The organism is Candidatus Brocadia sapporoensis (assembly GCF_001753675.2).
Taxonomy (GTDB): Bacteria; Planctomycetota; Brocadiia; order Brocadiales; family Brocadiaceae; genus Brocadia; species Brocadia sapporoensis.
In genome coordinates this window covers 1-16629 of record NZ_MJUW02000122.1, presented here as the reverse complement: position 1 = coordinate 16629, position 16629 = coordinate 1, and the positions used below count along the sequence as shown (strand labels likewise).

At 40.8% G+C, this 16629-nt stretch carries 8 protein-coding genes and 1 riboswitch; of the genes, 5 read left to right on the top strand and 3 right to left on the bottom strand.

Going from position 1 to position 16629, the window contains the following annotated elements; translation table 11 throughout:
• The first annotated feature begins 156 nt into the window (after positions 1–156).
• The 3 genes from BIY37_RS12535 (at position 157) to BIY37_RS12525 (ending at position 9823) form a co-directional block, all read left to right on the top strand.
• Complete coding sequence (locus tag BIY37_RS12535; protein ID WP_070068185.1) at positions 157–3039, top strand: SNF2-related protein; 2883 nt, start codon at positions 157–159, stop codon at positions 3037–3039.
• Between the two features lie 62 nt (positions 3040–3101).
• Entirely contained in the window at positions 3102–6047 is a 2946-nt protein-coding gene (locus BIY37_RS12530) for a site-specific DNA-methyltransferase (protein WP_070068184.1), read from the top strand.
• Positions 6048–6658: 611 nt separating this feature from the next.
• Positions 6659–9823: a DEAD/DEAH box helicase family protein gene (locus BIY37_RS12525; RefSeq protein WP_070068183.1), complete on the top strand. Its 3165-nt coding sequence runs from the start codon at positions 6659–6661 to the stop codon at positions 9821–9823.
• A gap of 723 nt (positions 9824–10546) precedes the next feature.
• Here BIY37_RS12525 and BIY37_RS12515 read toward each other — a convergent pair.
• The 3 genes from BIY37_RS12515 to nadC form a co-directional block, all read right to left on the bottom strand.
• The gene (locus tag BIY37_RS12515; RefSeq protein ID WP_070068181.1) at positions 10547–12142 is read right to left on the bottom strand and encodes a CTP synthase; all 1596 of its coding nucleotides are present in this window, start codon (positions 12140–12142) and stop codon (positions 10547–10549) included.
• Positions 12135–12890, bottom strand: a complete 756-nt coding sequence (gene kdsB / locus BIY37_RS12510) for a 3-deoxy-manno-octulosonate cytidylyltransferase (protein WP_070068180.1) — start codon at positions 12888–12890, stop codon at positions 12135–12137. Before kdsB ends, BIY37_RS12515 begins: the two co-directional genes overlap by 8 nt.
• Positions 12891–13259: 369 nt before the next feature.
• A complete protein-coding gene (gene nadC, locus BIY37_RS12505; RefSeq protein ID WP_201789442.1) occupies positions 13260–14216 on the bottom strand; it encodes a carboxylating nicotinate-nucleotide diphosphorylase in 957 nt (318 codons plus the stop codon).
• 132 nt (positions 14217–14348) lie between these two features.
• Positions 14349–14467: riboswitch (cyclic di-GMP riboswitch) on the top strand.
• Positions 14468–14883: 416 nt separating this feature from the next.
• Between nadC and BIY37_RS12500 the strand changes: the two genes are divergently transcribed.
• Positions 14884–15354 carry a papain-like cysteine protease family protein gene (locus BIY37_RS12500; protein WP_070068179.1) on the top strand — a complete coding sequence of 157 codons (471 nt, stop codon included), beginning with the start codon at positions 14884–14886 and terminating at the stop codon, positions 15352–15354.
• A gap of 145 nt (positions 15355–15499) precedes the next feature.
• The gene (locus tag BIY37_RS12495) at positions 15500–16126 is read left to right on the top strand and encodes a hypothetical protein (protein ID WP_143299280.1); all 627 of its coding nucleotides are present in this window, start codon (positions 15500–15502) and stop codon (positions 16124–16126) included.
• The last annotated feature ends 503 nt before the right edge of the window (positions 16127–16629 follow it).

The window sequence follows — 16629 nt, the reverse complement described above, 5'->3', positions numbered from 1 at the left end:
CTAATAAGCCCTTCCAAAACTATCCACACACCTGCTGAAGTATCTTTTGTTGCCAAAAAAACCATCTTGTATAAAACTGCCTGATGAGATGATAGGAATGATTTTGAGAAGTATATATCCGTTTTCATCTGACCGATTTTGTATTGATTTGTTTTAGTGAATATCACTGATTACCACGCAAAATATTTCGCCCACGATCTGTTACGATCTTCTACTGAAGACGGGATTGAAAAAATATCCCGTTCACTCTTCGATGCTGCAGTTGATTTGAATCCACATCAAATTGAAGCGGCACTCTTTGCTTTAAATTCACCCTTATCAAAAGGCGTTGTCCTGGCCGATGAGGTTGGTTTGGGTAAAACGATAGAAGCCGCTCTGGTATTGTGCCAATACTGGGCAGAACGGAAGCGTAAATTACTCATCATCTGCCCCGCTTCTATTCGCAAGCAATGGTGCATAGAACTTGAAGAAAAATTCAATATACCATCCGTAATCCTTGAATCAGTGGTATACAATCGACTTGAAAGTGAAGGGCACGAGAATCCTTTTCTTCAAAATAAAGTTGTTATCTGTTCATATCAATTTATAAATAAGAAACAGGAAACGGGAAAGCTCGTGCCCTGGGATTTAGCAATTATTGATGAAGCACATAAGCTAAGAAATGCATACCGATCCACAAATGTACTTGGTCAGGCAATTAAATGGGTTCTGGAAGATACAAAAAAGATTCTTCTCACCGCAACACCGTTACAAAATTCCTTAATGGAGCTTTTTGGATTATCCACAATTATTGATGATTATATATTCGGCGATAGCAGAAGTTTTCGTCAGTTATATGTCAATGATACGGATTTAGAAAGTTTAAAGGCACGATTAAAAGGTTTTTGCAAACGTACACTTCGCAAACAGGTTTTACAATATATCCCTTACACACATCGTAAGGCTATAACCATTCGCTTTGCACAGGCAGATCAGGAAGTCTCTTTATATCAGGACATAACCGCTTTTCTTCAACGGCCTGATACGTATGCCATACCTACCAGTCAAAAGTCTTTAATTACCCTTGTTATCAGAAAAATATTAGTCTCGTCATCGTATGCGCTTATAAAGACATTGGAAACGATTAAATGCCGTTTGGAAAAGTTACAGAATGAACAACTACCCGGTGAAAATATTATAGAGCAATTGGTTGATGACGAATCTCTTGACGAAGAAGAACTGGAAGAATTAGAGATAACGTCAGGAGAAGATTCGGGTAATAACGCAACCGAAACTAATCAGGGTGAAGAAGAAATTGACAAGGAAAGAGTTAAGCAGGAGATTGCGTTACTGGAAAGCTTTATTGAAAATGCGAAGAATATTAAAATTGACTCAAAGACAAAAAGACTCAAAGAAGGTATTGAACGGGGTTTCATGGAAGCAGAGCGAATGGGGGCGAAGAGAAAAGTTGTTGTTTTTACAGAATCGAGGAGGACTCAGCAGTATTTGAAAAATTTTCTCGATGCTAATGGTTATCAGGGAAAGGTTGTTACCTTCAATGGTACAAATACAGATCAGGAATCAAAAAATCTATACGAAAGCTGGCTTGAACGAAATAAAGAAACTGGCCGTATCACAGAGTCGAAAAGCTCAGATATACGTATGGCTATTCTCGAACATTTCCGGGATACGGCAGATATCCTTGTTGCAACGGAATCGGCAGCAGAGGGCATTAATCTGCAATTTTGTTCATTGGTGATTAATTATGATCTTCCCTGGAATCCGCAACGTATAGAACAACGAATTGGCAGATGCCATCGTTACGGACAGAAATATGACGTTGTTGTGATTAATTTTCTCAATGAACGGAATGAGGTAGACTGCCAGGTGTACGATCTCTTGGAATATAAATTTAACCTCTTTAGCGGGGTTTTCGGTGCATCAGATGAAGTGCTTGGTTCGCTTGAGTCTGGGGTTGATTTCGAGAGAGAAGTGCTCAGAATTTATAAGGAATGTCGTAAGCCTGATGAAATTCAAAAGGCATTTTCCGAATTGCAACAACGCATGGATGTGCAGATTCAATCAAAGATTGAGGAAAGCAAACAAATCCTTTTAGAACATTTTGATGAAGATGTGCATGAGCGGCTCAAAGTGCATCTGGAACAAACCCAAACGTTTCTTGATAAAATGGAACGGCGGTTTTGGGCAATAACTGAACATGCATTGCGGGATAGAGCCGAATTTAATCCCAATGGATTGTCTTTTTACCTTAAAGAAGCGCCTGGTAATAAATTCCCAACGGGACATTATTCCCTCATTTCCAAGAGAAAAGAGAATATTGAAGGGGTATATTTATATCGCATGTCACATCCTTTGGGTGAGTATGTATTATCTGAGTCACAAAAGTGTAATACACCGCATGCAGAACTAGTCTTTGATATTAGTAATCATCCCGTTAAGATTTCTGTGGTAGAATCTCTCAAAGGAAAAACTGGTTACATGGTTTTATCCAAGCTCACCATTCACAGTTTTGGGAAGGACGAGTATCTGCTTTTCAATGCCTTTGATGAGTCAGGCGCTGTAATACATCCTGAAATATGTGAAAAAATATTTGATTGCGGTGCAACTACTTGCAGAGACGTTCGTTTGCCTGACGATGTCCTTATGAGATTACAGGATGATGCCCAATGCCATATAAACGCTATGATAGATAAAACATTGGAGCGAAACAATTCTTATTATCAGGACGAATGCGATCGCTTGTTTCGATGGGCTGACGATCTTGTTTCTTCGGCAGAAAAGGAATTAAAAGATACCAAAAATCAGATCAGGACATTAAACCGTCTGTTACGCCAATCAACGTCAATGCAGGAAAAACATGACCTTGAGATAAAGATTAAGGAAACAGAAAAGGTTCAGCGTAAACAAAGGCAAAGGATATTTGATGTTGAGGATGAAATCGAAGAAAAGCGTAATGATTTAATTGAAAAACTCAAAAAGAAATTGCAGCAAAAAACAACTTCAGAAGTATTATTTACGATACGATGGAAGGTCGTTTAAAGTTAACCCTGACAGGGTTCCGAACCCTGTCAGGGTTAAGATATACTTAGGAGTAGAACATAATGGAAACCCAGTATGAAAAACTAAAGAAAATTCTCAGGCAGATGTTCCAGATGGATCAGGCAGACCTTGATTTTGGCATTTATCGTATTATGAACCAGAAGCGTGAAGAAATAGAACACTTTCTTGATAAAGAACTGCTGCCGCAGGTAAAACAGGAATTTACAAGATATAAAAGCGCCGAAGCCGGGGAAAGACAAAAGGAATTGGAAGGGCTTATAAAAACCCTGAAAGATGCGGATGTTGACCCTGAAACAAACTCAAAGGTTTTAAAGATAAAAGAAGAAATGGCAGCTTATGGCGATGAGGAATCATTGGCAAATGAGGTCTTTTCACATTTAACCATGTTTTTCAGGCGCTATTACGATAATGGTGACTTTTTAAGCCTCAGACGTTATAAAAAGGATACCTACGCCATTCCATACGAAGGCGAAGAGGTAAAGCTTCACTGGGCAAACGCAGATCAATACTATATAAAGTCATTCGAATATCTGCGTGACTATGTTTTCACACTCCCTTTCCAAAAACGGGTGCATTTTAAGCTTGTTGATGCAACGGAGGAAAAAGATAACGTAAAACAGGAACAGGGAAAAGAGAGACGTTTTCGTCTCTGCGAGGACGAGCCGTTAAAAACCGAAGATGATAATCTTTATATCCGGTTTACCTATCTTCCTGATAATACAAAGCAGGCAGATCTCAACAAAAAAACATTGGAATACATTATCGGTGAGTACAAAAAACCAAAAGGACTTGTTGACTTTCATGAATTGTTTGAAATGATGCCAACGGCAAAAAGTCCACATCGGACACTCCTTGAAAAGCATCTAAATAACTACACCGCGCGCTTTAATTTTGATTTTTTCATTCATAAAGACCTGGGTGGCTTCTTACGGCGTGAACTTGATTTCTACATCAAAAACGAGGTGCTTTTTATTGATGACCTTGATGAGCAGGATGAGAGAAAGGTCTTTCAGTCCATTGGGAAGGTTAAGGTCTTAAAGCGCATTGCGCACAAGATTATCACATTTCTTGCCCAGCTTGAGGACTATCAGAAGAAGTTGTGGCTTAAGAAAAAGTTTGTGGTTGAGTGTGGATATTGCGTGACCCTGGATCGTGTGCCAGAAGAACTATACGATGAAATAGCGAAAAATAATGCACAAAGAGAAGAGTGGGTAAGATTGTTTACCATTGACGAGATTAAAAAGAATTTAACAAACCCCGGCTATACAAAACCGCTTACGGTGAAATTTCTCAAGGCAAATCCTTATCTGATTGTGGATACGAAATTCTTTAGCAATGAGTTCAAAGAAAGACTGTTGGCAAGCCTTGATAATATTGATGAGATGTGTGATGGGGTAATTGTTAATTCGGAAAATTTTCAGGCGCTGAATTTACTTTTAGAGAAATACCGTGAGCAGGTGAAGTGTGTTTATATTGATCCGCCTTATAACACAGGGGAAGATGGATTTGTTTATAAGGATAATTATCAGCATTCAAGTTGGGTTTCTATGATGAATAGCAGGTTTTTTCGGACTAAACACTTAATGTCAGATACTGGTAATATTTTTGTGAGTCTCGATGATACCGAGCAGGCGAACTTTATATTGCTTATGAATTTAATTTTTGGAGTTAATAAGCCTATCGCAAACTTTCTTTGGAAGAAAAAAGGGACGTCTACTAATGTGGAAGGAGCATATGTGAGTTCTTTAGTTGATAACACATTGACTTACGGTAATACACGAGGTATTTATCCGAGAATTACAAAAGCTGAAAATCGAAGTTATCCTTATGAGGATACTGAAGGGAAATATCGCACTACAATAATAGAAAAAAAGAATGTTGGCGTTTACAAACGAGATTCTATGCAGTTTTCAATTATTGGCCATAAACCAAGGGAAGGGAAACGATGGCAAATTGGTGAAGAAAAGGCACGTAAACTGGAAAAGAAAAAAAGGTTTATATTTGAAGAGGGAATTGTAAAGCTTAAGATTTATGATTTTGAAGACGAAGATTCTTTATCTGCACATCCAAATCTTCTTTTAGAACATGGTTCCTCTGATAGTGCTGCTAAAGAATTAAATAATGATATTTTTGGTATACCAGAATTTTTCTCAAATCCAAAACCAAAAGAGTTAATAATACATCTTATTAATTTTTCAACTACAAAAAATGATTTAACTTTGGATTTTTTTGCCGGTTCCGGCACAACAGCCCATGCAGTCATCAATCTCAACCGTGAAGATGGTGGAAAACGCAAATACATCCTCGTGGAAATGGGGCAATACTTCGACACGGTCTTAAAACCCCGTATTCAGAAAGTCGTGTATTCCAAAGACTGGAAGGACGGCAAGCCGGTATCAAGAGAAGGCATTAGCCACATGTTCAAATATATGAAGCTCGAAAGCTATGAGGATACCTTGGATAACCTTATTATCAAGCGTGACAAGAAACAACAAAAGGCGCTTACCTCCAGCAAGACAGCAAAAGAGGAGTACATGCTGGGTTACTGGCTTGATGTGGAAACACGGGAAAGTGACAGCCTCCTTAACATTGACAAATTTGAAGACCCTTTCAATTACACATTACAAATTCGCCATGATAGTGAACTGAAGACAACGAGGGTAGACCTTGTGGAAACCTTTAACTATCTGATTGGACTGTATGTGGAGCAGACAGAGGTCATTCGTGGATTCAAGGTAATTCGAGGTAGGTTGCGCACAGGAGAAAAAACGCTCGTGATCTGGCGAAATACAAAAGAAAAGTCTAATAAGGAATTGGATACATTTTTCCTAAAACAGAAATATAACACACAGGATTATGAATATGACAGGATATTCGTAAATGGTGACAACAACCTTGAAAATCTGAAGGTTGCGGAAGACAAGTGGAAGGTGTCGCTTATAGAAGAAGAGTTAAAAAAACGTATGTTTGATGTGAAGGACGTCTAACTTATTAAATCTGAAAAAATGAACATGAAACCATTTATTCCAAATTGTGGAATAACGTTTAGTGTTTAACTGGTGAAACACAATTTATTTTGCGTCTCATTTTTAGTTGTTTGTGAGACACAAATATGTTTGTGTATATTTGGTGAGACAAAAAGTATAACTATTTGTAACCCCGACAGGTTCAAGTAGAGACGCATTGTAATACGTCTCTACAGCACTCCATGTTTTATATTGTCATAATTGTCTAAAACATGCTTTGTCGTATAAATAATGCGGTCCCTGCAATGCCCATTTCCTCTGGTTCATAGCCAACCGATGGAAGGAAGCGCCAGAGGCACATTGCAGGATTTACCCGCTGATGATTAAAGTACCAAAGCCTGACTTCTTTGTCAAACTCATTTAAAATCTATTCTTAACGTTTCGGAATTTCAATATTTTTAGTTAACCAATGAACAAACCCACCCCTGCCCCTCCCAAGAGGGGAATTTGATAAGTCCCCTCTTGGGAGGGGATTGAGGGGTGGGTAAAAATGAACGCGGAATTTCTGTCTGTTACAAGCCCAAACCTTGTAATGATTAGACAAAGACTCTTGCAATATATTTTATAAAACTATGGCCAAAAGACGACAAAACAGACAAAGGCAGACAACATTCAACTTCGGGAAATCCCTTGTCCTTTTCCAGTACATCCTGAGCCTTTTTGAAGCAGACTCTCTTGGTGACTTGTGCAAGGGCATGAAGGCATCCCAGTTGGAAGGGTTTGACGAGGATAACGTGTCTCGTTTCCATAACCATCTGGTGAATAAACTTTTTGAAAGGCAGGCTCTGCCTAATGATATGCTTCTGGAATACGATCAAAATATCGTAAGCCACACACTGCGCATTTCCAGAAGACGCGAAGGGTTTCGCTGGAAATATTTCCAATATATGGCGCTCCTCTTTACGGAGATTTATCTGGATAAGTATTTCCAAAATCCCCAAAAATTTCTGGTTGAATTGAATAACTTTGTTACACAATTCAACAGGGATAAAGAACCAGGGGAACAGGTGGAATCATATACATCTGACGACCTTAACAAAATCGCCTTCTGGCAGGCAACAGGTTCCGGCAAGACGTTGATTATGCACGTCAATATACTCCAGTACCATTATTATCTGAAGAAGTATGGCAGACAGAATGAGGTGAACAGAACCATCCTTTTAACACCGAATGAAGGGCTTTCAGAGCAGCACAGAAGAGAATTCTTGTTATCAGGCATGGACGCAGAGCTTTTTAACAAAGACGCAATGGGACTCTTTCGCAGTAATGCCATTGAGATTATTGATGTGCACAAACTCAAGGAAGAATCAGGGGAAAAGACAGTGGGTGTGGATTGTTTTGAGGGAAATAATCTGGTGCTTGTTGACGAGGGACACCGCGGCGCTGGCGGAGAGGAGTGGATGGATAAGCGGAATCGACTGTGTGAACAGGGTTTTTCCTTTGAGTATTCAGCTACCTTTGGCCAGGCAATGAAGGCATCGGGTAAAAAAGAAATGCTTCTGCAGTATGCGAAATGCATTGTGTTTGATTACTCATATAAATATTTTTACCGGGACGGGTATGGCAAGGAATATTCTATCTTAAACCTTGCGGAAGACCGCCATGAGGAGCAAAGGGAACTCTATCTTACCGCATGCCTCCTGAGTTTTTACCAGCAACTTCTCATATATGAAGAACACGAGAGGGAATTTTCTCCGTTTTTATTGGAAGAGCCGCTGTGGGTATTTGTAGGAAGTAAGGTAACTGCGGTTCGCACAGAAGAGAAAAAGAAGGTATCTGATGTTGTCGATATTTTACTGTTTCTGAATGGTTTTCTGAAGAATACACAGCAATCGATTGAGTATATCGATAGACTTTTAACAGACACATCTCAACTCAACGACACCCAGGGCAGAGACCTTTTTGCCGGACGTTTTACCTATTTGATTGAAAAGGGGATGAGCGCTCTGGATGTATACGCAGATGTTAGAAAGCTGGTGTTTAATTGTGGTACTACCGAGGCGCAGATGCATCTGGATAATCTAAAGGGTGTTCAGGGTGAAATTGGTTTAAGACTGGGAGATAACGAGTATTTTGGTGTTATTAACGTTGGCGATGATCGTGAGCTGATAAAGCTCTGTGAACAGAATGGTATTTCTGCATCGGATAAAGATTTTTCTGACTCGCTTTTTCACCAGCTCTCAGAGAGGCATTCTCCGGTGAAAATACTTATCGGGTCAAAGAAATTTACCGAAGGATGGAACAGCTGGCGCGTAAGCACTATGGGGCTTATGAACATAGGCAGGTCAGAAGGGTCGGAAATTATTCAATTGTTTGGTCGGGGAGTCCGGTTGAAGGGATACGAGCTGAGTTTAAAACGAAGCTCGTATATAAAAACAACCAAAGTGCCAAAGCACATTGGAACCGTTGAGACGCTGAATGTTTTTGGGATTAAGGCTGATTATATGCGCCAATTTCGTGAATATTTAGAAGAGGAAGGGGTGAAGGGAAAGGATGATTACGAAGAGATTGTCATCCCTGCAATTTCCAACCTTGGTACAAGAAAACTGAAATATCCACAACTGAAGGAAGGGGTAGATTTCAAGAAGGATGGCGAAAGACCGACACTGGGAGAACCTGATGAGTATTTACTTGAACGTCCCATAATCGTTGATTGGTATCCAAAAATCGAAGCAATTCAGAGTCGTTTGGCACGATCTTCAGCAACAGCGACACTTCATGAAGGAAAGCTGGGAGATGAGCAACGTGCCTTTATTGATTATGAGAATGTCTATTTTGAATTGCAAAAATATAAGAACGAGCGTGCCTATCATAATCTCAATATTAAAAAGGATATACTGCCCGTTTTATTGGAACGGACGGATTGGTATGTTCTCTATATTCCGGAAGAAGAGCTTGTATTTCGTTCTTTTGAGCAGGTGCGTTTATGGCAGGAAATAGCAATAACACTACTAAAAAAATATTGTGACCATTTTTACCATGCAAAGAAGTTAGATTATGAAAAAGACAAGATGGAGTATAGGTATCTTGATGAGGTCGAAGCAGCCTTAGAAGCACAAGGGAAAAAGGGTAATATCGTAGATGAATATACCTTCCTCGTTGAGAGGTCACGTGATGACATCATTGCCAAACTGAAAGAGCTAAAGCAAAAGATAGGACGTCACGATTTCAGCGATTTTGAGTTTAGATCACTCCGTTCATTTTCATTTGATCAGCATTTATACAAACCCCTGATTTACATAAAAGATAGTGAAATAAAGGTGATGCCAGTTGCATTGAATGAGGGTGAAAATCAGTTTGTTATTGATTTAAAGAACTATTTCGAGGGCAATACCGACTATTTTCAGGATAAAGAGTTATATTTGCTCCGGAACCTGGGCAAAGGTAGGGGTGTAGGTTTTTTTCAGGCACATAATTTTTATCCAGATTTTATTATGTGGTTAGTGTTTTCTGGAAAGCAGTACGTAAGTTTTGTCGACCCGCACGGCATTCGCCATGCAAAAGGCATTGATGATCCAAAGATACGTTTTCATAAAGAGATAAAAACCCTGGAAAAGCAAATTGGTGATCACGATACCATTTTGAATTCGTTTGTCGTTTCTGTTACTGAATTTAAGCAGATAAAGTGGTGGGAAAAACAATTGAAAAAAGAAGAACTAGAGGCAAATCATGTGGTTTTTCAAAGTGAAAAAGATTGGGTATATATTAAAAAAATATTTAGCCATTTACATTTATAAATTTAAGTAGTGCTTTGTATATACAACAGTTCAGACAAATTTAAGCGGCAATAGCGCCGTAACTTCTCAGTCCTTGATAAACAGATTGTATTTTTTGTAACAATTCCGTTTTTTGAAAAATCCCAGCAACATGAAGGTTGCTGCTCTTTATAAAAGACAAGGCGTTTGATCGCATCAAACTCACCCCTAAATCCCTTTTTTCCAGAAAGGGCTCTTGCTCTCCCCTTCTAAAAAGAGAGGTCGGGGGTGTGTCACAAGGCAGCAAATGTTTCATCTCTTACCATACAAATAAAATGCATGGGAATTCCCTTTCAAAAAGCTAAGCTGTTACCATAAATTTAACTTGTGATTTGCGTATACCTTTCATTTGGTTTAAAATCGTCTCGGTAAGTTGGATGTGCCATATATCCTCTTATTGTGGCATTTGTAAAATTCTCTCGCGAGGATCTATGATACTCCTCTTTTACTTTTTCAATAAAAAATGTTCGAACCATTGTTTATGATAACCCGATTTTAAAAACAACGAATACTTGTCCAAAATGCCAGTAAATTCAAGGCCTGTACCTGGACTTCTCAGCTAATTTGGACAGCAGTGATCAATGCCCTACCGAAAAGGCAGGTTCCCCATTTGTCCGATAGGCAGGCGAAGCACGAAATTTGTGAGTCAGCATTTTGGCTAAAATATCAATATTTTCTTTGGAAAATACAGGGAAAAAGTGTTCCCTATTGCTGCAACGATGCCCGGATAAATTCCCTGAATAAGGGATGGGGGTCGGTGGGCTTCGACTTAAATTCCGGATGAAACTGCACACAAACAAACCAGGGGTGATCCCTGAGTTCCATGATTTCTACGAATTGCTTGTCAGAGGTATATCCGCTAAAAACCATGCCCCTGTCCACAAACAGCTCTGTATAGCGATTATTAAATTCATACCTGTGCCGGTGCCGTTCTGAGATCTCCCTGCTTCCGTATGCCTTAAATGCCTTTGTACCTTCATGAAGGACACACGGTTGCGCCCCAAGCCTCATGGTCCCGCCTTTAGACGACACAGCGCGCTGCTCTTCCAACAAGCTGATTACCGGATCAGGAGTATTGATGTCAAATTCCGTGCTGTTTGCACTCTTGAGATTGCATACATTCCGCGCAAATTCAATGGCGGCGCATTGCATTCCGAGGCAAATGCCAAAGAAGGGGATCTTGTTTTCCCGTGCATACCGTATCGCTTCAATCTTACCCTCAACCCCGCGCACCCCAAATCCGCCGGGAACGAGAATCCCTCTTGCCCCTTCCAGATGTGCCCTTGCCCCGTTCTTTTCCACGTCCTCAGATTCTACCCTGCGCACCCGTACCCGGGCGTTATTCCCAATGCCCCCATGAATCAGGGATTCGTAAATAGACTCATAGGCTGACTGATGTGCAATATATTTACCGACGATCGCTATCTCGGTAGCCTGAGTTGGATTTTTCAATATCTCCAATATTGACAACCATCGATCGATAGTATTACCATTTGTTTTCAGTTCTAGTTTCTGTATGATAAACGTATCCAGGCCCTGATCGATAAGGATAAGCGGTATCTCATAAAGATAGGGCTTCACATCCCGTTCTTCAATAATTGCATTTTTATCCACATTACAAAAAAGGGACAATTTTTCTTTTACCTCAACGCCAAGGTGCTTTTCTGTCCTGCAAATAATAATGTCCGGCTGAATGCCTGCCTGCCGCAGCATACCAACGCTATGCTGGGTCGGTTTTGTCTTAATCTCCTCTGCTGCACTCAAAAAAGGGACGAGAGTAAGGTGAATGTAGAGCACGTTTTCCCGCCCCACCCTTTGGCCAAACTGCCTGATAGCCTCAAGGAACGGCTGGTTTTCAATATCACCCACAATACCGCCAATTTCGGATATAACAATATCCGTATCTGGCCCATCCAGCTTCTGGATACATTCGATGATTTCATTGGTAATATGGGGGATTACCTGCACGGTCTTTCCTAAATACTCACCTTTACGTTCTTTTGTGATAACAGAATAATAGATCGAACCCGTTGTAAAATTACAGTACCGGTTCGTTCTGCTATTGGTAAATCGTTCATAATGCCCTAAGTCCAGGTCTGTCTCCGCACCGTCGTCCGTTACATAAACCTCCCCATGTTCATAGGGACTCATCGTCCCGGGATCGATATTCACATAGGGATCAAATTTTTGCAGTCGTACCTTAAGTCCTCTGCTCTCCAGCAACAACCCAATGGATGCAGAGTTGAGCCCTTTACCGAGAGAAGAAACTACGCCACCTGTAACAAAGATATGTTTAGTCATGTTTGTATCTTTCCAAAAAAGCCATCAAGTCCTCCCGCGTGTCAATGCCTCGGGAAGTGTATTCGGTAATTGCCACTTTGATTTTGTAACCGTTGGAAAGCGCCCTGAGCTGTTCCAGCTTTTCCGCGTGTTCTAAAACGGAAGAGGTGAGTTTGGAGTAGTGCAATAAAAACTCTCTTTTGTATGCATAAAGACCCAGATGCCTCAGAAAAATAATACCGGGTTCACTGAGGGGTTCTCTATTATCACGCACATAAGGAATCTGCGAGCGGGAAAAGTAGAGTGCGTATCCGCAATTATCCCGTACAACCTTTACCACATTGGGATTGGATAATTCTGTAGTATCACTTATCTTATGTGCAAGAGTTGCCATGACGGCGGTCTTTTCATCAGCCAGGGCATCAATAACCTGGTCGACCATATCCGCATTCATTTCCGGCTCATCCCCCTGCACATTCACAACGATATCGGCGTCTAACCTTCCCGCGACCTCGGCAATCCGGTCTGTTCCTGAGGTATGCGATACGGAAGTCATCTCCACATCGCCGCCAAAACCTTTCACAATATCATAGATAAGCCGGTTATCCGTTGCAACAATAACCCGGTGAATGCGTCGCGCCTGTTTTACGTTTTGATAGACGTGCTCTATGATATATTTTCCGGTAACGGACTTGACTTCTGGCAGGATCAATTTACAAGGCAGCCGGGTCGACGCATATCTTGCAGGGATTATAACAACCGCCTTCATACGCTACATTCAATCATGGAATTCTTCAGCCTCAACTTCTTGCCGCCGAACGCGGAGTATAAAGAAAATCATGGCCATTCTGATACAATCACCTTTTAGGAATTAAAAATTGGTAACCATTTCGCTCTTTGAAAAACACCTGCAATGGGAATCTTCACAAAATATACCCCACAGCGCGGGTGGTTTATCGTTCGACAGAGTTCACTACGAAGCCCCCCGCACAATGCCCGCCCGTAGGCAGCCGACCACAAGGGATTTTGTCGTGAACTTCGTCGGACGGCCGGCGCTACCTTTTTCAAAGAGCCAAATGGTTACAAAAGTTTAATTCTATTGAACAAATCTTTCGCATTCAACCAATTTTTGAAATATTTACCTGGATATTTCCAGCGAAATATCCAGAGCCTTTGCTGAATGTGTAATGGCGCCAATAGAGATTCTGTCTACACCCGTTTGTGCCACAAGGTGTACACTTTCGAGGTTAATATTTCCCGACGCCTCCGTAAGCGGTCGGCGTACACCCTCACTATAGTTCCATTCATTAACCATTCTCACCGCAGTATTTAACTGTTGGATGCTCATATTATCAAACAAAATTATATCAACCCCTGACTTGAGGGCATTTTTTATTTCTTCCGGCGTCCTTGTCTCTACCTCGATCAAAACACCTTTGTTTATCGTTTGCCGCAATATCGAGACAGCCTTTTCTATAATGCTGACATGGGAAGGAAGATCATAGGATAGTTTGTTTTTCATGATATCCAGATGATTGTCTTTTATGAGCACCTGGTCGTAGAGTCCCATTCGATGGTTAACTCCACCGCCCACGGTCACTGCATATTTTTCCAAATATCGCCAGCCGGGGATTGTCTTTCTTGTATCTAAAACGGAAGCTTTTGAAGGTTTGACACGTTCAACAAACTGCGCAGTTAACGTCGCAATTCCTGAAAGCCTTTGCAGGAAATTTAAGGCAATCCGCTCACCAGAGAGTAATATCTTCGCACTGCCATGTATCGTGGCAATGGTCTCACCTTTATGAACAAAAATCCCGTCCTTTACCCATTGTTTAAAAAAAACATTCTTGTCCCGTTTTAGAAAAAAATACTCAACAACCGGCAATCCGGCAATAATCCCATTTTCTTTAGCAATAAACGCCCCTTCAACAATCAGGTTTTCCGGAATAAGATTCTCGGTCGTAATATCCCCTGTAAAAATGTCTTCCTGAATGGCTAATTGAATAAGGTTGTCAATTTTCGCTGGCTCGAATATGTTTTGTAAGTACATAATAACTACCCGTCTTCCATTTTTTTGTCTTTTGTCTGTCAACATCTCACGAATCACTCTTTACTCGTCATTATAGAATGTTTCGAAAAGAACTCAATACTATTTATTATTTTTCTTGACATCTAAATGATGATTGATAGCAATGGTTTTCACAGAATGAAGAAATAAACAAAAACATTACGATAAGGGCAAACCCTGAGTAATCAGGGGACGCAAAGCAAAGGGTCTTTGAGAGCACAGAGAAGTGAGTTCCTTAGACAACCTTACTGTACACAAAAAACAGCCTTACTGCCGAAGATGTTTCCATGTGGGCGAGATCAACCGTAATTTTGAAAGACAGAAACCGGTTACCATTTAACCCAGCTTTCGTAGAAAGCTGGGTTAAGCATACAGGGGAAAGGGGGAGAAATCTGCCAAAAAGGAGTTCTTCCAGCTCAATACTTTTAGAAGGGAGACCGTTGGGCAAAATAGACGCTCGACGACATCCCAGAGAAGGGAGGTTGGTTTAAACGGAGCTCGAAAGAGTTAACAACATAACATATAACATAGACTCTGCAGATAACAGTTTTTGCTCCCATGGCCTACACTTCGTCATATATGATGACGCTGGCTGCATTTTGATTGCCAAATTGAAAAGTCATGGTGGGCAATTGTTATGTAAAAGACACAGGTTATTTACACGGTATTTAACAAGAAAAAGGAGGTACTTGTCGTGGCTAAAGAATTAGTGAGAACCAAAAGACGGGGGCTTTTATTAGGCAGCTTACTTGCGGCTTCAGTATTTATGGCTGGTTGGTGCAAGCCTGCTGTGATCGGCTCCCAAGCTGTTAGGTTGCACCCACAGGAGACGTCAATGTGGTGTTGGGCTGCCAGTGGTGAAATGATAATGGATTTTATGGGCCATGATGTGAGCCAATGTGACCAAGCAAACAAAAGATTCGGCAGCACGGATTGCTGCAATAATCCCGTGCCGTCCACATGCTTCAATAGCGTTTGGCCGGAATTTGATAAGTATAACTTCGAATTTAAAACCACCTTCGGCACACCCTTAAGCTGGTATCAAGTAAAAGACCCGATTTACTGTAAAAAGAAACCATTTGCATTTTCCTGGCACTGGTCTGGCTGCGGAGGACATAGGATGGTTGTAATTGGTTATGTAACTATAGACGGGACAGATATGTAATCATCAACGATCCATGGCCACCAAACATTGGCGACCAACGCGTTATCACCTATACCGCGTATGTCAGTGGTTCAGGCGATAGTCATTGGAATGACTATTACGACATTACCTATAAATAAGGAGGAAAACAAATATGCGTCTCTTAATGGCACTACTCTTACCATGGTTAGTGATGATTGCGCATGCAAATGCTCAATCGGATAATAACGAATCACAGAAGGTAGCATCTGAGTCGATGGTGACACTCCGCAAATTGGTCAACGGGCAGAACTACAAAGCAATGGGCTTTGAATCACTCGACAAAGTGTCTGCTGTTGCCCTGGGGGAGCCTATTCGTGTTTTCCTCGTACAACTTGATCAGTTGCGTGAGTATAAACCGGGAAGCGACTCCAACAAACTACTCATAGACGCCGATAAAATTATTTATCCTTTCACAGCAAGAGAACAGATACGGTCTTCAGTTGTTGTAGAAAAAATTCAAGGGGCCTGGAATGCTACAAATTTTGGTGGTCCTCACCTGATTAAAATCCTTGCTAATATTCGAAGAAATGCCTCTGACTCCACGGGCATACCTGTTTCTTCTTATATTGCCGTCCAAGTACCGGCTTTGAATCTCTATTTTATTGGACACTGCACTGACAAAGAACTGATGCTGACACCCCTGCTTGATGATCCAAGCTTTGGGTTTAAAGCAGGCCGTACCATATCGGCAATCGACGTGTTCACCGCAATTCTTCCTTCCGTCAAGGAGCACAACGGATTGCCAAGATGAATTTCTGAAATGAAACTGTCTAAAGATGGATATTCACAAATTTTAAATGCCCCCATAATCTTCCTGTAAACAGTGGAGAGACAGGAGGAGACCAGGTATAAGTTACTGTAAACTCAATTAAATGATAAGGAATTTCGATCTTTTAAGTCCCCTCTGGAAAGAGGTAATATAGGGGTGTGTAAAATACTGAAATACACCCCCGGCCTATCGTTAGTGTCTGAACGAAAACATCCTTTTTTTGAAAAGCATCGGGGCAATTTTACACTTGCCAAAATCTTCTTTTGTAATAATTTAGCTTTTTAAAACCATTTTGCATGAATGGTATTTATTGCAGGGGCAGGTTTCAAACCTGCCCCTACACGGCATGGGAAACATGGTTATTGTTGGGAATTTTTCGAAAACCAAATGGTTACGAAATTACTTTTCACAAATTCGCGCTCATTCCGAGAATGCATGTCATACACGCATTGTCCAAAGAACACCGCATGATGATAAATGGTCTG